The sequence below is a fragment of the Serratia sp. X10 genome, from assembly GCF_017811775.1.
Classification (GTDB): Bacteria; Pseudomonadota; Gammaproteobacteria; order Enterobacterales; family Enterobacteriaceae; genus Serratia; species Serratia ureilytica.
Genome location: NZ_JAEIOH010000002.1, coordinates 820,988 through 839,129, shown reverse-complemented (window position 1 = coordinate 839,129; position 18,142 = coordinate 820,988). Strand labels below are relative to the sequence as shown.

18 protein-coding genes and 1 riboswitch are annotated in these 18,142 nt (G+C 57.8%); of the genes, 11 read left to right on the top strand and 7 right to left on the bottom strand.

Features of this window, described 5'->3' with window-relative positions; genetic code table 11:
- Positions 1–82: 82 nt before the first annotated feature.
- A complete protein-coding gene (gene cspC, locus J9788_RS09385) occupies positions 83–292 on the bottom strand; it encodes a cold shock-like protein CspC (protein WP_004927572.1) in 210 nt (69 codons plus the stop codon).
- A gap of 246 nt (positions 293–538) precedes the next feature.
- Here cspC and purT point away from each other — a divergent pair, with 246 nt between their 5' ends.
- Complete coding sequence (gene purT, locus J9788_RS09380) at positions 539–1,717, top strand: formate-dependent phosphoribosylglycinamide formyltransferase (protein ID WP_182264300.1); 1,179 nt, start codon at positions 539–541, stop codon at positions 1,715–1,717.
- A gap of 34 nt (positions 1,718–1,751) precedes the next feature.
- Here the strand turns inward: purT and J9788_RS09375 are convergent, their stop codons facing one another.
- Both J9788_RS09375 and J9788_RS09370 read right to left on the bottom strand, forming a co-directional pair.
- Complete coding sequence (locus J9788_RS09375; protein ID WP_033643378.1) at positions 1,752–1,991, bottom strand: YoaH family protein; 240 nt, start codon at positions 1,989–1,991, stop codon at positions 1,752–1,754.
- A 70-nt stretch (positions 1,992–2,061) separates the two neighbouring features.
- The gene (locus tag J9788_RS09370) at positions 2,062–3,063 is read right to left on the bottom strand and encodes a glycosyltransferase (protein WP_046896665.1); all 1,002 of its coding nucleotides are present in this window, start codon (positions 3,061–3,063) and stop codon (positions 2,062–2,064) included.
- A 525-nt stretch (positions 3,064–3,588) separates the two neighbouring features.
- On the opposite strand from J9788_RS09370, the gene pabB reads away from it, so the two are divergent.
- The 4 genes from pabB (at position 3,589) to J9788_RS09350 (ending at position 9,202) form a co-directional block, all read left to right on the top strand.
- Positions 3,589–4,962, top strand: coding sequence for an aminodeoxychorismate synthase component 1 (pabB, locus tag J9788_RS09365; RefSeq protein ID WP_182264299.1), 1,374 nt, complete (start codon positions 3,589–3,591; stop codon positions 4,960–4,962).
- Entirely contained in the window at positions 4,959–5,537 is a 579-nt protein-coding gene (locus tag J9788_RS09360) for a CoA pyrophosphatase (RefSeq protein WP_094142750.1), read from the top strand. Before pabB ends, J9788_RS09360 begins: the two co-directional genes overlap by 4 nt.
- Before the next feature lie 446 nt (positions 5,538–5,983).
- Positions 5,984–7,348: an L-serine ammonia-lyase gene (sdaA, locus tag J9788_RS09355; protein ID WP_033650934.1), complete on the top strand. Its 1,365-nt coding sequence runs from the start codon at positions 5,984–5,986 to the stop codon at positions 7,346–7,348.
- A 267-nt stretch (positions 7,349–7,615) separates the two neighbouring features.
- Complete coding sequence (locus tag J9788_RS09350) at positions 7,616–9,202, top strand: EAL domain-containing protein (protein WP_046896664.1); 1,587 nt, start codon at positions 7,616–7,618, stop codon at positions 9,200–9,202.
- Between the two features lie 16 nt (positions 9,203–9,218).
- Here the strand turns inward: J9788_RS09350 and J9788_RS09345 are convergent, their stop codons facing one another.
- Positions 9,219–10,763, bottom strand: coding sequence for a TerC family protein (locus J9788_RS09345; RefSeq protein WP_046896663.1), 1,545 nt, complete (start codon positions 10,761–10,763; stop codon positions 9,219–9,221).
- A gap of 562 nt (positions 10,764–11,325) precedes the next feature.
- On the opposite strand from J9788_RS09345, the gene manX reads away from it, so the two are divergent.
- The 5 genes from manX (at position 11,326) to mntP (ending at position 15,496) form a co-directional block, all read left to right on the top strand.
- Positions 11,326–12,285, top strand: coding sequence for a PTS mannose transporter subunit IIAB (gene manX, locus J9788_RS09340; protein ID WP_089194865.1), 960 nt, complete (start codon positions 11,326–11,328; stop codon positions 12,283–12,285).
- 56 nt (positions 12,286–12,341) lie between these two features.
- Positions 12,342–13,142 (top strand): PTS mannose/fructose/sorbose transporter subunit IIC, encoded by an 801-nt coding sequence (locus tag J9788_RS09335; protein WP_033634888.1) that lies wholly within the window; start codon positions 12,342–12,344, stop codon positions 13,140–13,142.
- Between the two features lie 15 nt (positions 13,143–13,157).
- Positions 13,158–14,000 (top strand): PTS mannose transporter subunit IID, encoded by an 843-nt coding sequence (locus J9788_RS09330; protein ID WP_033634889.1) that lies wholly within the window; start codon positions 13,158–13,160, stop codon positions 13,998–14,000.
- Positions 14,001–14,054: 54 nt separating this feature from the next.
- Entirely contained in the window at positions 14,055–14,513 is a 459-nt protein-coding gene (locus J9788_RS09325) for a DUF986 family protein (protein WP_182264298.1), read from the top strand.
- A gap of 219 nt (positions 14,514–14,732) precedes the next feature.
- Positions 14,733–14,919: riboswitch (yybP-ykoY riboswitch) on the top strand.
- Positions 14,920–14,926: 7 nt separating this feature from the next.
- Entirely contained in the window at positions 14,927–15,496 is a 570-nt protein-coding gene (gene mntP / locus J9788_RS09320) for a manganese efflux pump MntP (protein WP_025159822.1), read from the top strand.
- Positions 15,497–15,558: 62 nt separating this feature from the next.
- Here mntP and rlmA read toward each other — a convergent pair whose 3' ends face one another.
- The gene (gene rlmA, locus J9788_RS09315) at positions 15,559–16,377 is read right to left on the bottom strand and encodes a 23S rRNA (guanine(745)-N(1))-methyltransferase (protein WP_182264297.1); all 819 of its coding nucleotides are present in this window, start codon (positions 16,375–16,377) and stop codon (positions 15,559–15,561) included.
- Positions 16,378–16,538: 161 nt separating this feature from the next.
- On the opposite strand from rlmA, the gene pgeF reads away from it, so the two are divergent.
- Positions 16,539–17,255, top strand: coding sequence for a peptidoglycan editing factor PgeF (pgeF, locus tag J9788_RS09310; protein ID WP_182264296.1), 717 nt, complete (start codon positions 16,539–16,541; stop codon positions 17,253–17,255).
- A 52-nt stretch (positions 17,256–17,307) separates the two neighbouring features.
- On the opposite strand, the gene cspE is transcribed toward pgeF, so the two are convergent.
- Entirely contained in the window at positions 17,308–17,517 is a 210-nt protein-coding gene (cspE, locus tag J9788_RS09305) for a transcription antiterminator/RNA stability regulator CspE (RefSeq protein WP_002221949.1), read from the bottom strand.
- A 41-nt stretch (positions 17,518–17,558) separates the two neighbouring features.
- Entirely contained in the window at positions 17,559–17,675 is a 117-nt protein-coding gene (locus J9788_RS09300) for a DUF2627 domain-containing protein (RefSeq protein ID WP_002211058.1), read from the bottom strand.
- Positions 17,676–18,142 lie beyond the last annotated feature (467 nt).

Here is an 18,142-nt window from a genome sequence, read left to right as displayed (position 1 = left end):
AAATGATAACAGAGATGGGCTGCGTTACGGGGTACGGGCATAAAAAAACCCGCCGGCGGCGGGTTTCTTGGCAACCCAGTCGTTAAATCGCAACGACGTTGGCTGCGGCTGGGCCACGTTGGCTGTCCTGGATGGAGAACTCAACCTGCTGGCCTTCAGCCAGGGTCTTGAAACCATCGCTGACGATAGCGGAGAAATGAACGAAAACATCTTTAGAGCCGTCGGCAGGGGTAATAAAGCCGAAGCCTTTGCTTTCGTTGAACCATTTAACGTGACCAGTAATCTTGCTCATTTGTGTTTCCTTTACTTGATAAACCTGCCTTGACGGCACGAGACGCGAAAACCTTTCGATAAGTAGGCCTTCTTTCGCCGTCGGTTATTAACGCATAATCGCTCATACAGGGCAAATATTTCTGTTTGTTATAAAAACAGCCAGTTAGCAACAAAACCGGCGCGGTGGCTGCGCGCGCAATCGTTTTCGTATATACTGCCCGCCGATCATCAATCCGCTTACTTTCACCGATCCAGGTACGAAACTATGTTAACGATTGGAACCGCCCTGCGCCCTTCCGCCACCCGCGTCATGTTGCTCGGCTCCGGCGAGCTGGGTAAAGAAGTCGCCATTGAATGCCAGCGCCTCGGTCTGGAGGTGATCGCCGTCGATCGCTACGCCGATGCGCCGGCCATGCATGTGGCGCACCGCAGCCACGTCATCAATATGCTGGACGGTGACGCGTTGAAAGCCGTCATCGAACACGAGCGGCCGGACTATATCGTTCCCGAAATCGAAGCGATCGCCACCGCCATGCTGGTCGAGCTTGAACGCCAGGGCCACCGCGTAGTGCCCTGTGCCGAAGCCACACGCCTGACCATGAACCGTGAAGGCATCCGCCGTCTGGCGGCGGAAGAGCTCGGTCTTCCCACCTCCAGCTACCGCTTTGCCGACAGTGAAATCGCCTTCCGCCAGGCAGTTGAGCATATCGGCTACCCGTGCATCGTCAAACCGGTGATGAGTTCTTCCGGCAAAGGCCAGAGCCTGATCCGCACGCCCGAACAGCTGCAAAGCGCCTGGGATTACGCCCAACAGGGCGGCCGTGCCGGCGGTGGCCGGGTGATCGTCGAAGGGCTGGTAAGATTTGATTTTGAAATTACGCTGCTGACCATCAGCGCCGTGGATGGCGTGCATTTCTGCGAGCCGATCGGGCACCGTCAGGAGGATGGGGATTACCGCGAATCCTGGCAGCCGCAACGCATGTCGGCTACGGCGCTGAGCCGGGCCCAGGCTATCGCCGAGAAAGTGGTGAAGGCCCTGGGGGGCTTCGGGCTGTTCGGCGTGGAGCTGTTCGTCTGTGGCGACGACGTGATCTTCAGCGAAGTGTCGCCACGCCCGCACGATACCGGCATGGTCACGTTGATTTCACAGGATCAGTCTGAGTTCGCCCTGCACGTGCGCGCGTTTCTCGGTTTGCCGATCGGCGCTATCCGCCAGTTCGGCCCTTCCGCTTCGGCGGTGATCCTGCCACAGCTCACCAGCACTGATGTGCGCTTCAGCGGATTGGAAAACGCGCTGCGCGGGCACAACCAGCTGCGTCTGTTCGGCAAGCCGGAAATCGACGGCCAGCGCCGCCTGGGTGTAGCGCTGGCGACGGCGGACACCACGGAACTCGCGGTGGAACTGGCGAAACAGGCCGCCGCCGCCGTGGCGGTCAACCGCTAAAACTGACGGGGCCGCTTGCGCGGCCCCGATAACATCAATAGTCTTCGTCTTCTTCAGCATCGTCATCCCGCGACGCCTCCGGCGCGGCATCCTGCTGTTCGTCTTCGTCATCGAACAGCACCGCGACATGAGCGCCCTGATGCTTCTCACGAATTTCCTGCGCAACGCGAGCAATGGCCTCACCGCTGCTCATGCCCTGTTCCATCAGCTGATGGATGCGATCCGCCGCTTCCTGCTGCTCCGCGTGGCTCAGTAATGGCATACCTGCATGCATGTGTCGTTCTCTCCGGCAAAAGGGAGAAGGAGTATACGCGCTAACGCGGCGGATCCCAACGTCTTGTGCCTCAGGCCGGCTGTGAACAGCCGTTATCGTTGCGCCACTGCTTTAAACGGTGCCGCCACAGCATGACATGCCACCCCTGCTTCACGCCGCGTGCATTGGCGAGCATCGCTCTGTCGATGCCGCGTTGATAGAATTCTTCGGTAATCTGGCTCTGGGCGGCCGGATCCGGCTCACGGCGAATGCTGTGGCAAATCCCCAACGCTTCACGGGTGATCTGCCAATGGAACGCCGGCCGAATGGCGATGGTGCTCGCATAACGCAGGTTGAGCCGCTCCAGCATTTCGACGATTTTCATATAGTGGCGCTGATAATCCACGTTAGCCTTGCCGGTGCGGCGGCGATTGCTGATCGACTTGTCGTGCACCCGTTGGCGATACAGCGGCGTGCTTAAATATTTGACCCGCTTGGCATTAAACATGACCTCCGTCGTCCAGGGAATATCCTGGTGATGTAAGCCCGGTTCAAAATAGAGCCGATGCTGGCGGATAAAATCGAGACGATATATTGCCAACCACACAACGTGAATAAACTTTCGCGATTTCAACGCGCGTTCGAACCATTGAACGCCAGTGATAACATCAGTGGTGCGTAAACGCTCCTGAGGAAAAATCGGCTGCAATTCGTCCTGGCTGGCAAAATAGCGTTCGCCATTGCATTGCATCACGTCTAATTGGTGCCGTTCGGCCTGCTCCAGCAGCGTGGAATACATTTCCGGCGCCAACAGATCGTCAGCGTCGGGAAACGCCACGTATTTTCCTCGGGCAACGGCGAGCCCGGCATTACGCGCATTGGAAACGCCGGCGTTCGCCTGATCGATAACCCGAATATGCGGATGCGCCGCCGCATAGCGGTGGGCGACCTCCCCCGAACCGTCGGTGGAACCATCGTTAACGATGATCACCTCCAACCGCTGTTCTCGTTGGGCAAGCAACGAAGCCAGGAAAGGCTCTAACAGTTCTCCCGCATTGTGCATCGGGACGATGACGCTCAGCATTAACGACATAGGCAGCTCTTCAATAATAATGTAACAAAATGATAATTTTATTTTTTTGAAAAATAGAAATCGCTTCAGCGCCCGAGCGAAATATGACGCAAACATTCACATTTCCGCCGCGAGCTAAATAAGATTCATCTTGTTTGTCTTTTCATGCTTTCGGCAAGAAAAGCCTTCCATAACAAGGAATAACTTTCACAAGACGGCCACCTTAAAAAACGCAGGCAAAACCGTTTCGCATCGCCCGCTTAATAACAGCGAGCAACAATAAAAGTGTGAAATTAACGAGTTGTCTTTATATTTCTCGGGTCTTGCGCCCTCGATGAAAAATGCTTCCAGTTATTTTGACGTTAAATTTTTAACATAGAGAAGTAAGATGAATGGCGCAAAAAATGCCTTATTTCAGGTTTATTGAACTGTCGTTTATGTGAGGTGTGCTGCATGTCTCGCATGGCAAAACATGCATGCCATGGCCGTCTATGGCACACTAGCCGCCAGATATTGCCGTCTTCACAGCCAGGTTTATTGACGTTCATGAGCGTAACCGCCCCAAACATAAAGTCTTTGCCCTACCATCGCAGCGCCCTGATGACGCTTTTTGCCCCGCTTTCATCGCAGCCTTGGGCGATGCTGCTGCACTCGGGCTTTGCCGACCATCCGCACAACCGCTTCGATATTCTGGTCGCGCAGCCGCGCATTACTCTCACGACTCATGGCGCCACCACGGAAATCATAAGTGACGACGTAACAATACGGTCGCAACAAGATCCGTTTGAGTTGTTGCAACAGCAGATGGTGGCGCAAGGTTGGCAACCGGCCTTTAATCCGGATCTGCCGTTTCAGGGCGGCGCCCTGGGGCTGTTCGGCTACGATCTTGGGCGGCGGGTGGAAAGCTTGCCGCAGTTGGCCGAAGCCGACCTCGCCTTGCCGGACATGGCGGTGGGCATTTATGACTGGGCGCTGATCGCCGACCACCGGCTGCAAACGCTGACGCTGCTCAGCTATGGCGACGTGGAACAGCGCTGGCGCTGGCTCAATAGCCAAACCGCGCCTGCGGCACGCCCTTTCACGCTGCTGAGCGACTGGCGCGCCAATATGAGCCGGCAGCAGTACGGCGAGAAGTTCCAACGCATTCAGCACTACCTGCGCAGCGGCGACTGTTACCAAATCAATCTGGCGCAGCGATTCTCCGCAGACTATCAGGGAGATGAATGGCAGGCGTTTTGCCGATTGAGCGCCAGCAACCGCGCGCCGTTCTCCGCGTTCTTGCGTCTGCCGCACAACAGCGTGCTGAGCGTTTCTCCCGAGCGCTTCCTGTGGCTGGAGCAGCAGCGCATCCAAACCCGCCCGATCAAGGGCACGCTGCCGCGGCTGGCGGACGCGGAACTAGACGCCGCACAGGCTCGTCGTTTGGCCGGTTCACCCAAAGACCGCGCTGAAAATCTGATGATTGTCGATCTGCTGCGCAACGATATCGGCCGCGTCGCCCAGCCCGGCAGCGTGCGCGTGCCGGAGCTGTTCGTCGTGGAGCCATTCCCGGCGGTACACCACCTGGTGAGCACCATCACCGCAACCCTGCCGGACACCGCCTCGGCGACCGAACTGCTGCGCGCCTGCTTTCCCGGCGGCTCGATCACCGGCGCGCCCAAGGTGCGGGCGATGGAAATCATCGAAGAACTGGAGCCGCAGCGTCGCAACGCCTATTGCGGCAGCATCGGTTACCTGAGCGCCTGCGGCACCATGGACACCAACATCACTATTCGCACGCTCGTCACCGAAAACGGCCGCATCCATTGCTCCGCCGGCGGCGGCATCGTGGCGGACAGCCAGGAACAGGCGGAATATCAGGAGACCTTCGACAAGGTTGGCCGCATTCTGCCGCAGCTCGGGGAGTGCGCCCAGTCGTGATCCCGCCAAATGCACCGGCCTCACTGCACGCCTTTATCAGCCGTTTCCAACTGCAGCTGCCGCAGGCGGCGCAGATCTCGCACAATGTGCGCCCGGCCGCGGTGCTGATCCCGATCGTCTGCCGCCCCGAGCCGACGCTGCTGTTGACCCGCCGCGCCGACTCGCTGCGCAAACATGCCGGCCAGGTGGCCTTCCCCGGCGGTAAAACCGACGCCGAAGACGGGTCGGCGATCGTGACGGCGCTGCGAGAAGCGCAGGAAGAAGTGGCGATACCGCCGCAGGCGGTTACCATACTCGGCCAAATGGCGCCGCTCGACAGCAGCACCGGATTTCAGGTCACGCCTATCGTCGGCCTGGTCTCGCCGGACGTGCAGTTCCGCGCCAACGAAGGCGAAGTGGCTGACGTGTTTGAAATGCCTTTGCGGGAGGCGCTGACCCTGTCGCGTTACTACCCGCTGGACATTCATCGCGCCGGCCATACGCACCGGATTTACCTTTCCTGGTACCACAGCCAGTTTATCTGGGGGCTGACCGCCGCCATCATTCGCCGTCTGGCGCAGCAAGTCAGTATTTAGCCGGCATTGCGTGATCTGACTCGCAATATGGCACGGTTACCGGCCTCCGCTGCGGGTAAAGCGATCGAAATCACTTCATTTGATCGCTTTTTCAACTACCGTTCCGGTTGAATGGTTTTAAAAAAACTGTAAATCCTCTCTTAAACCTTACGAAATACCTGTAAAATACCACCGTCCGAGATAAACCACTGTAGAAACAGGGATTAAGCCGGCGGCGTTCAGCAAGGAAAGCTGGCGCGATTACCGTTAATGGAGCTTGGGCGAAAGCGGATACCCCGCACAAGGGTTCGCCCCGGGTAATCAGTAAAAAAAGCGACACCACGGATTATTTAATTTCATGCGAAAAAGGCAGCCGAACCCGCGCGGCCCTTTTACAATATCGCTGTTCCCTGCGCGGTTTTTAACCGCCGCAGCCATAACAATACGTCTCTTTAAGGAGTTTTAGCGTGATTAGCGTTTTCGACATGTTTAAGATCGGCATCGGCCCGTCCAGCTCTCATACGGTTGGACCGATGAAAGCCGGCAAACAGTTTGTCGACGATCTGGTAAATAAAGGCCTGATGCCTTCTATCACGCGTGTTGCCGTAGACGTTTACGGCTCACTCTCATTGACCGGCAAAGGTCACCATACCGATATCGCTATCATTCTCGGCCTGGCCGGCAACATGCCGGACACCGTCGATATCGATAGCATTCCGGGTTTTATTCGCGATGTAGAACAACGTCAACGCCTGATGCTGGCCAACGGCCTGCATGAAGTCGATTTCCCGCGCGACGGCGGCATGGTCTTCCGCAGCGACAACCTGCCGCTGCACGAAAACGGCATGCAGGTCCACGCCTTCGCCGGCGATAAAGAAGTGTACAGCAAGACCTATTACTCTATCGGCGGCGGCTTCATCGTCGATGAAGAGAACTTCGGCAAGGCCGCCGAGCAAGAACTGCAAATGCCTTATCCGTTCAATTCCGCGCGCGAAATGCTCGACCACTGTCGCGATACCGGGCTGTCGCTGTCCGGCATGGTGATGCAGAACGAACTGGCGCTGCACAGCAAGCAAGAGATCGACACCTACTTCGGTAACGTCTGGCAAACCATGCGCGCCTGTATCGATCGCGGTCTGAACACCGAAGGCGTGCTGCCGGGCCCGCTGCGCGTGCCGCGCCGTGCCTCCGCGCTGCGCCGCATGCTGGTGGCGTCGGACAAGCTGTCCAACGATCCGATGAACGTGATCGACTGGGTCAACATGTTCGCGCTGGCGGTTAACGAAGAAAACGCCGCCGGCGGCCGCGTCGTCACCGCGCCGACCAACGGCGCCTGCGGCATCGTGCCTGCCGTGCTGGCTTACTACGATCACTTCATCGAGTCCGTCAGCCCGGACATCTATATCCGCTACTTTATGGCGGCGGGCGCCATCGGCGCGCTGTACAAGATGAACGCCTCCATTTCCGGCGCCGAAGTCGGCTGTCAGGGTGAAGTCGGCGTTGCCTGCTCCATGGCGGCGGCCGGCCTGGCCGAACTGCTGGGCGGCAGCCCTGAGCAGGTATGCGTGGCGGCGGAAATCGGCATGGAACACAACCTGGGTCTGACCTGCGATCCGGTCGCCGGCCAGGTACAGGTGCCGTGCATCGAGCGCAACGCCATCGCCTCGGTCAAGGCGATCAATGCCGCACGCATGGCTCTGCGCCGCACCAGCGAACCGCGCGTTTCGCTGGATAAGGTGATCGAGACCATGTATGAAACCGGCAAAGACATGAACGCCAAGTATCGAGAAACATCACGCGGCGGCCTGGCTATCAAGGTGCAATGCGACTGACCGACAACCCCGCCATCCGGCGGGGTTTTTTATGGGTAATCAATTCATTGAACGTTTTTGTGACAATGTCACCAGAAAAAATCCTGCATTTTTCTCATCGATCCGGCGGTTAGCCTGCAAATTGACCTTCTGTTTTGCCAAATCGAAATAATTTACTGAGTTACCATCAATCTTGTATAACCTCAGGCTAGAATTAGCCGAGCGCAACTTAAGGATCTATAGCCTGACCGTGACTCGGAGCTGGATTACCGAACAAGGATTTACCGGATGTTGATGACCCACCTCGCCGCGTCCCAATATCGTTACTACCGTTGGCTGCTGGCCGGAGCGGTGGGCGTGGCTATTCTGTTGGTATCGCTGTATACCCGTTACTATCAAGAGGTCAAAAGCATCGAGCAGAGCCAGCAAACGTTGGCCACCCGCACCGTCGGCAAGATTGACCAACTGCTGTCCCCCGCGCAGCTGCAGGCGGAACGCAGTATGGACATGCTGGAACAACCCTGCGAGAACGTCTCATCGACCCTGCGCTTTCGCGCCGCGCAAAATCAGGCGCTGCGCGCCATGCTGCTGGTAAAAAATGGCATCATCTACTGCTCCAGCCTGTTTGGCGCCCGTCATTATCAGTTGGCCGCCGTGCTGCCGATTTTCGTCAACAGCAACGTCAAGCTGGCGCTGCGCCCTTCGTTGGCGGTGAGCAAAGGACTGCCCACGTTGGTGATGTGGACACCCTCCCCCGGCGATAGAACCAGCGGCGTGCTGCATGTCTTCAATATCGAGCTGTTATCGAACTTTTTACTCGAACCGCAGGAGCCTTATGTTCAGCGAATGGTGCTGAACGTAGCCGACAGCAGCCTGGAATACGGACGCCGTGAAATCCTGCGCCGTGACACCCTGACCAACGATCTGCGTTACACCGCCGGTTCCGAGCGATACCCGTTCTCGATTTCGCTGTTCGGCCCGCAGGTCGGCATGCTGGCGTTTTCCGCACTGCCGCGCCATATTCCTCTGGCGCTGTTGATCAGCCTGCTGGCGGCCTATGTGGTCTACCTGCTCACCGCTAACCGCATGAGCCTGTCTTATCACATCGGTCATGCCATTACCCACCGGGAGTTCCGCGTTTACTGCCAACCGATCATTCACAGCGATACCGGCCGCTGCGCCGGCGTCGAGATGCTGCTGCGTTGGAAAAAGAAACGGCAGGGGTGGATTTCGCCCGACGTGTTTATCCCGCTGGCCGAGCAGCATGAGCTGATCATTCCGCTGACCCGCTATCTGATGAACACCGTGACGGAAAATCTGCAGCTGTTCCCGCCGCGGCCGTCGTTCTACATCAGCATCAACGTCGCGGCCGAACATTTTAAAACGCTCAACATCATCGACGATATCCGCCAGATTTGGCTGCCGGCGCACCCGATGCCGTCACTGATGCTGGAGCTGACCGAACGCACCGCGCTGTCGGCCATCCAGCATGACCAGATCCGGACGCTGAAAGACATGGGTATCATGCTGGCCATCGACGATTTCGGCACCGGCCACAGTTCGCTGAGCTACCTGAAAAACCTCAGCCCGGACGTGTTGAAGATCGACCGCGGGTTTACCGCAGCCATCGGCACCGACGCGGTAAACGCCACGGTGACCGACACCATCATTACGCTGGCGCAGCGGCTGAAGCTGAAGTTGGTGGCTGAAGGGGTAGAAACGGCGGAACAGGCTGACTACCTGCGCTCACGCGAGGTCAATGCCCTGCAGGGGTATTATTTCGCCAAACCGATGCCGATCCACGTTTTCCCGTTGTGGTTGCAGCAGTACGAATCACGCGTCAGGCATGCACAAGAGGATCCGCCGGAGGCCTGAGCCTCCGGCGAACGGGTTACGACTGCGTCGGCTCGTCAACGACGACGCGGGTGACACGCACCAGTTCGATGCGGTATTCGGAGACGTCGACGATATCGAAACGCAGGTGGTTCAGCTCGATAGTATCCCCCACCACCGGCATCTGGCCGTAGTGGGCCAACAGCAGCCCCGCCAGGGTGGCGTAGTCCGCGGTTGGGCTCACCAGGTCATCGCAGGCCAGCGCCTGTTCCAGCGAGTGCAGGTCGGTCCCGCCCTTCACCAGCCAGCCGTCGCCTTCCGCCACGATGTCCGGGGTTTCATCTTCGTCCGGGAATTCACCGGCAATCGCTTCCAGCACGTCCAGCGGCGTCACCAGCCCCTGCACGACGCCGAACTCGTTGGTGACCACCACCAGACGCCCTTTGGCGCGACGCAGCACCGCCAACAGCTTGATGACGTCCATGGTTTCCGGCACCACGATCGGCGGCGTGCGGGCGGCGAACTCGGCGATATCTTCACCCTGCTCCAGCGCCACCAGCAGATCCTTGGCGCGCACCACGCCGACAATCTCATCCACCGAATCGCGGCACACCGGGAACAGACTGTGCGGCGTGTCCAGCAACTGTTCGCGCACCTCTTCGCGAGAGCGCTCGCAATCGACCCAGGAAATCTCGGTGCGCGGCGTCATCACGCTGCGCAATGAGCGCGAGGCCAGCGTCAGCACGCCGCTGATCATATAACGCTCTTCCTCCGCAAAGGTTTCATCCCGCGGCAAGGCGACCGCATCGTCCGTCTGCTGCGCGCGCTGCTGCCCCATCAGGCGCATGATCGCTTCCGCGGTGCGCTCGCGCATCGGGCGACGCGCCTGATGCTTGATGAAGTTGCGACGCGCGATCTGGTTGAACAATTCAATCAGGATCGAGAAGCCGATCGCGGCGTACAGATAGCCTTTAGGAATATGCAAGCCGAAGCCTTCGGCGATCAGGCTCAGGCCGATCATCAGCAGGAAGCTCAGGCACAGCACCACAATGGTCGGATGCGCGTTAACGAAGTTAGTCAACGGTTTGGACGCCAACAGCATCACCGCCATCGCGATCACCACCGCCGCCATCATCACCGGCAGATCGTTCACCATGCCCACGGCGGTAATCACCGCATCGAGCGAGAACACCGCGTCGAGGATGACGATCTGCACCACCACCGCCCAGAACTTGGCGTAACCGCGGTTGGCGCCGTCCTGGTGCGTCTGCCCTTCCAGCCGTTCATGCAGCTCCATGGTGGCTTTGAACAACAGGAACACCCCGCCGAACAGCAGGATAAGATCGCGGCCCGAGAAGCTGAAATCGCCGACGCTGAACAGCGGCGTGGTCAGCGTCACCATCCAGGAGATCACCGACAACAGGCCCAAACGCATCAGCAGTGCCAGCGACAGGCCGATGATGCGCGCTTTATCACGCTGCTTCGGCGGCAGCTTGTCGGCCAAAATGGCAATGAACACCAGGTTGTCGATGCCCAGCACGATTTCCAGCACTACCAGCGTAAGCAACCCCGCCCAAATAGAGGGGTCCATTAAAAATTCCATATCAGACTCCAGAGAAAAGTGGGAATGAGCGCAGGAGGCTCAGACGTGACGATGCCGCCGCTGCATGGGCGCAGTCGACAATAGCAAGGTGACGGGATGGGATTACCGGGTGGTGGCCGAGCGGCCGAACAGCATATGTAACGCCAGCAGGTGGCGGGTGAAACCTGGAAAAACAGTAACTTCGGTGACAGTCCATAGGGAGGGCTGAGGCCCTTCACTCCTTAGTGATGAAAGAGGAAATTACTGTATCAGGATTTTTCTGGCGGACAAAGCGGCTTTTTCAACGGCGGTTTAAGGTTGCGCCCTGTCATCTCGCCCACGACCGTTAAGATTTATCCGAGCATTCAATAGCGGAGCAGCGTCACAAAAAATATTTTTTCACTCACTAAAATAAATGACGCGTTCGTGAAGTATCGCGCACAGGCATTTGAAACTGCGTGAGAAATGTTAGGCGTGCGTTTCTTTTTTTCTACCATAATGTATCTGAACCGCGGAAGTGACTGCCAAGACGGCACGGAAGAACGATACACACCGTGCCTGGAGTTCAACGAGGAGGTAGCGAGTGGCAATAGCTATTATCATCGGCACACACGGGGCTGCAGCGGAACAACTGCTGAAAACGGCGGAGATGCTATTGGGCGAGCAGGACAACGTCGCCTTTATAGACTTCGTTCCCGGTGAGAATGCCGAAACGTTAATCGTCAAGTACAACGAAAAAATCAGTGGATTGGATACCAGCGGCGGCGTGCTGTTCCTGGTGGATACCTGGGGCGGCAGCCCGTTCAACGCCGCCAGCCGCATTGCGGTCGATAAAGACAACTATGAGGTCGTCACCGGGGTCAACATTCCGATGCTGGTGGAAACCTTCATGGCGCGGGACGATAACCCCGCTTTCGATGAACTGGTGGCGCTGGCGTTGGAAACCGGCCGTGAAGGCGTGAAAGCGCTGAAAAAACCGCAAGAAGAACCCGCAAAACCCGCAGCACCCGCCCCGAAAGCCGCTGCTCCTCAGGCGCCGTTGGGGCCGAACGATCACATGAAAATCGGCCTGGCGCGTATCGACGATCGCTTAATCCACGGCCAGGTCGCCACCCGCTGGACCAAAGAGACCAACGTCAGCCGCATCATCGTCGTCAGCGATGAGGTCGCCGCCGACCATGTGCGCAAGACCTTGTTGACCCAGGTTGCCCCGCCGGGCGTCACCGCTCACGTGGTGGACGTGGCGAAGGCCATCCGCGTCTGGAACAACCCGAAATACGCCAACGATCGCGTGATGCTGTTATTCACCAACCCGACCGACGTTTGGCGTCTGGTGGAAGGCGGCGTGGAGATTAAATCCGTCAATATCGGCGGCATGGCGTTCCGTCAGGGAAAAACCCAGGTGAACAACGCCGTTTCCGTCGATGAAAAAGATATCGAAGCGTTTAAGAAGCTGAACGACCGCGGTATCGAGCTGGAGGTGCGTAAGGTCTCGTCCGACAGCCGGCTAAAAATGATGGACCTGATTAACAAACTCAATTAGTGGCGCCAGCCGCTGATTATTTTACTCAGAGCTTTTTTGGTCATAGGAGAAGTGCAATGGAGATCACCACTCTTCAGATTGTGCTGATATTTATCGTTGCCTGTATCGCCGGGATGGGTTCCGTCCTCGACGAGTTCCAGTTCCACCGCCCGCTGGTCGCCTGTACCCTTATCGGCTTCATCCTCGGCGACATGAAAACCGGCATCATCATCGGCGGTACGCTGGAAATGATCGCCCTCGGCTGGATGAACATCGGTGCGGCGGTCGCGCCGGATGCTGCCCTGGCGTCCATCATCTCGACCATTTTGGTCATCGCCGGTGGGCAGAGCGTCGGCGCCGGTATCGCGCTGGCCATTCCGCTGGCGGCGGCCGGCCAGGTGCTGACCATCATCGTGCGCACCCTCACCGTGGCCTTCCAGCACGCGGCGGACAGCGCGGCGGAGCGCGGCAGCCTGCGCGCCATCACCTGGATCCATATCGGCGCCCTGCTGCTGCAGGCGATGCGTATCGCCATCCCTGCGGTCATCGTCGCCATTTCGGTCGGCACCGCCGGGGTACACGCCCTGCTCAACTCGATCCCGGAAGTGGTCACCAGCGGCCTGAACATCGCCGGCGGCATGATCGTCGTGGTCGGTTACGCAATGGTGATTAACATGATGCGCGCCGGCTACCTGATGCCGTTCTTCTATCTCGGTTTCGTTACCGCCGCCTTCACCAACTTCAACCTGGTGGCGCTCGGCGTCATCGGCGTGGTGATGGCCGTGCTGTATATCCAGCTCAGCCCGAAATACAACAAATCTCAGGTTGTCCAGGCCGGCCCGGCTAACGCGAACGATCTCGATAACGAACTCGACTAGGAATAGGTGAGAGAAATGGTTGATACAACTGCTCAAAAGAAACTCACGCCGGCCGACATTCGCGGCGTATTCCTGCGCTCTAACCTGTTCCAGGGGTCATGGAACTTCGAACGCATGCAGGCGCTGGGTTTTTGCTTCTCGATGGTGCCGGTGATCCGTCGCCTGTATCCGGAAAACAATGACGATCGCAAACAGGCGATCAAACGCCATCTCGAGTTCTTCAACACGCACCCTTACGTGGCGGCGCCGGTACTCGGCGTGACCATGGCGATGGAAGAGCAACGCGCCAACGGCGCACCGATCGACGACGGCGCGATCAACGGCATCAAGGTCGGTTTGATGGGGCCGCTGGCAGGCGTCGGTGACCCGATCTTCTGGGGCACCGTGCGGCCGGTGTTCGCCGCGCTCGGCGCCGGCATCGCCATGAGCGGCAGCCTGCTCGGACCGATCCTGTTCTTCGTGCTGTTCAACCTGGTGCGCCTACTGACCCGCTACTACGGCGTGGCCTACGGTTACCGTAAAGGGGTGGATATCGTCAACGACATGGGCGGCGGCTTCCTGCAAAAACTGACGGAAGGAGCGTCCATTCTCGGCCTGTTTGTGATGGGGGCGCTGGTCAACAAGTGGACGCACGTGAATATCCCGCTGGTGGTGTCCAAGATAACCGACCAGACCGGGCATACCAACGTCACCACGGTGCAGACTATCCTCGACCAGCTGATGCCGGGCCTGGTGCCGCTGCTGTTGACCTTCGCCTGCATGTGGCTGCTGCGCAAGAAAGTCAACGCGCTGTGGATCATCATCGGCTTCTTCGTCATCGGTATCTTTGGCTATTGGATTGGCCTGCTGGGCCTGTAATCGTTCGGAACGGCCGGGGGGCAACCCCCGGTTTTTTTATGTGTGGAGCAAGAGATGTCACTGACCGACGGCGTACTGATGCTGTTCATCGCCCTGCTGTTGCTGTATTCGCTGTACGACGAATTCGGCATGGATCTGCTGAAAGGCAAAACGCGGCTCAAAGTGCCGCTTAAACGCCGAAACCGGCTCGACAGCCTGATTTTCGTCGGCCTGATCGCCATTCTGATTTACCGCAACGTCACCACCAACGGCGCGGCATTAACCACTTACCTGCTTATTTCTTTGGCGCTGCTCGCCATCTATATCGCTTATATTCGCTCGCCCAAGATGGTGTTTAAAGCGCACGGTTTTTTCTTCGCCAATGTGTTTGTCGAATATAACCGCATTAAAGCCATGAATTTATCGGAGGATGGCATTCTGGCCATCGACCTGGAACAGCGCCGGCTGTTGGTTCAGGTAACTCACCTGGACGACCTGGAGAGGATTTATCACTTTTTCGTTGATAATCAATGAATAAAAAATAAACCCATTCCGTTATCGCTCAAACCCCGCGCTGCTTATGGACAATTAATCGGCAGCGCCAATTCCTTTCTGACTATTATTTCCGCAACATTGTTACCCCCGGCTACATTATATTCCCGCATGAACTCAGATTAATGAAAACAAGTCTCAATTAAGAACCGATATTGGCAAAAAATAAGGTTGTCGATGGCTGAAATAATATGGTATGGTTGCGCCGTCATTGGGGAGTAGCCGGTTTCTGGAGAATAAATACCAGGAACGCCCGTATCAACATACTCGTTTCGCCGTATGAAACGTGGTGCGGGCAGCCAGGTAAGGTTGGCGAGACCATAGACACGTAACTCCGTCGTTTGGTTGGGGGTGGGTTACGTGTATATGGAGCCACCCGGCCGAGGCTATTTCACATGAACCTTTCAGCAACGCTTATTCTCGCTTTCGGCATGTCCATGGATGCTTTCGCCGCTTCGATCGGCAAAGGCGCCAGCCTGCATCAACCCCGTTTTCGCGAAGCGATCCGCACCGGCCTGATCTTCGGCGTGGTGGAAGCGATCACCCCGCTCATCGGGTGGGCCATCGGCCTGTTCGCCAGCCAATACATCATGGAATGGGACCACTGGGTCGCCTTCTCGCTGCTGTTCATTCTCGGCATGCGCATGATCGTCGAAGGGGTGCGCAACAGGCCCGACGAAGAAGAGAAGGTCAAACGCCATGGTTTCTGGTTATTGGTCGCCACCGCCATCGCCACCAGCCTCGACGCCATGGCGATCGGCGTCGGCCTGGCCTTCCTGCAGGTGAATATCGTGCACACCGCGATGGCCATCGGCTGCGCCACCATGATCATGGCGACGCTGGGCATGATGATCGGCCGCTTTATCGGCCCGCTGCTCGGCAAACGCGCCGAGATCCTCGGCGGCGTGGTGCTGATAGGTATCGGCGTCAACATCCTGCTGGAACACCTCGGCTACCTGGCCTGAGGCGACCGAACTGCAAAAAAACCTGCCGCGGCAGGTTTTTTTGTTTCTGGACGCCGCGCTTTTTAAGCGCGACGTCGGTACAGCGCCAGGACGAAATCCGTCTCGCACACAAACTCCCCGCCCTCGACCAACCGCTGTTGCACCTCCGGCGTGGCGCGCCAGGCGAACGGCGTCATCTGCAGCAGGTTGGCGGCCTGCGCGCCCGGCAAGGTCATCGTATAGGCCAGCGCCTCTTTGCGCTCGCAGTCGAACCCATCGAACTGTTCGTCCTGTTCGGCATGCAGCTGCACCTGCTGGTACACCCGCTCTTTCAGCTGGTACAGATGACGCGGGCCCGGCGAAACCGTCACCACCACGCCGCCCGGCTTCACCACCCGCGCCAGCTCCTGCGCCTTGCAAGGGGCGTAGATGCGCAAGACCGCATCCAGCGCCCCGTCGGCGAACGGCAAACGGTGGCTGGAGGCGACGCAGAACGAGACCGCCGGATAACGTTTGGCGGCATAGCGGATCGCCACCTTCGCGACGTCCAGCCCGTAGACCGCCATATTGCGCCCCTGGGCCAGCCGTGAGGCCACGGCGGCGGTGTAATACCCTTCCCCACAGCCTATGTCCAATAACGCGCCAGCATCGGCCGCCAGCGCCACATCCAGCCACTCGGCCACCTGCGCTTGCAGCGGCTGATAATACCCACCGTCGAGAAACGCGCGCCGCGCCTGCATCATTTCCGCGCTGTCTCCCGGCTGTTTCGATCGCTTGTGCTGTACCGGCAGCAGATTGACGTAGCCCTCTTTGGCCTGATCGAACTGATGATTGCTGTCGCAACGCCATTGTTGAGATGAAAAATGCAGCGGCTGATGACACAGGGGACATTGATAAGACATGAATGGGCTTCCAGAGAGACAGGGCGCGGCTAGTCTAAAGAAGGTGCCGGTTTGATGCAAGGCGCATCCCCGCTCGCTTTCATCGCCAACAACACCTGGCCAAGCGGGGAAAAAGCTGGCTACACTGAGAGTCTGTTTTCTCACGCAGGTGAAAATAATTTATGAGCGATCGTTCCGCGCTGCTCGATGCGGTGCCCCACATTCAGCACGGCTTCGGCAGTAAACTCGCGCTGCTGCCAGGGCATCTGCTGCCCTACAGCGCCACATTGCCGGAAAAGAAGCAGGTGCATGGCACCCGCATCGTCGATGTGCTGCAACCGGCTCAGGCGTGCGGTGAAGCCGATGGCTTCTACACGCGCCAGCCCGGCATTCTGCTCAGCGTGCTGACGGCGGATTGCCTGCCGGTGCTGTTCAGCCGTCGTGACGGCGGCGCCATCGCGGCGGTACACGCCGGCTGGCGCGGGTTGCTGGACGGTATTCTGGAACAGATGGCGGCCCGCATTCGCCAGGACGGCGACACCGCCGATTGGGTGGCCTCCATCGGCCCCGCCGCCGGCCCGTGCTGTTACGAAGTTGACGAAGCGCTGGTGGAAAACTTTAAACAGCTTCTGCCGCTGCCCGCTACGCTGATCAGCCCGCACTATCGGCATCTGGATCTGGCCGCGATCGCCGAATACAAGCTGACGACGCTCGGCTTCGCCGCCGTTGACCGCTCAGGCAGTTGCACTATCTGCACGCCGGACGTCGATCCGCAGCGGCCGCAGCGCTTCAAATACACCAGCTATCGCCGCAACAGCCATCGGCGCGCACAGGATCCGACGCATCCGGGCATTAAAGGCCGCAACCAGTACGCCGGCATCGTCATCGTCGCCGAATGACGGAAACGAAAAAGCCCGCGCGAAGGCGGGCTTTTTGTACAGCTGACGCTGATTAGATAGCAGTAACGTTTACTGCAGATGGGCCTTTCTGGCCATCTTGGATTTCGAACTCAACGTTCTGGCCTTCAGCCAGGGTTTTGAAGCCGTTACCCTGGATTGCAGAGAAGTGTACGAACACGTCTTTGCTGCCGTCAGCCGGGGTGATGAAACCGAAACCTTTAGACTCGTTGAACCACTTAACTTGACCTTTGATCTTTGCCATCTTGAGTATTTCCTTTGGATTGTTTAAACCGCCCGTAGGCGTTACATAGACAAACTAGAGTCGTTACTGCTTGAGGCACTAAGATAAGGATCGGCAGAGAAGCGGTATTCAACGCTAACGTCTTTACTCAGAACTTCTTTACTGAAAATGCCACACATATACAGAACTGTACCTCGTTTTACCCAGATGCGTTATCACATACTCTGTATGCGATGGCAAGCCATTTTTAATCACTGAACGACATGTCGCACATATTTGAAACGGTCGAGAGCCACATTTGCTTAAATAGGCCAAAAGATGTTGAAGCATCGGCTATTTTCTGCTTGCCGAAATCACTGCGCCAGACCCCGCATTCTGCTGGCATTTTAACAAAACTTTCATCGTATTGACGCCTATCTGTCTCGTCATTTCCGCTTTTTTGCCGCTTATAGCGTTAAAAAATTTGAATCTTTATGGAATTTGATATGCAACATTTGAATATCGATGAACGGGGGCCAATTTATTCATCGCTCCTCCGACCATTTACCGCCGGAAAGCCCATTCATCATCGGCTTTCAGCCCTGCCGCCAAACGGCGCGGGCGAGCACGGCGCACGGGCCAGCGGTGACGCATCCGCTCTGCACAA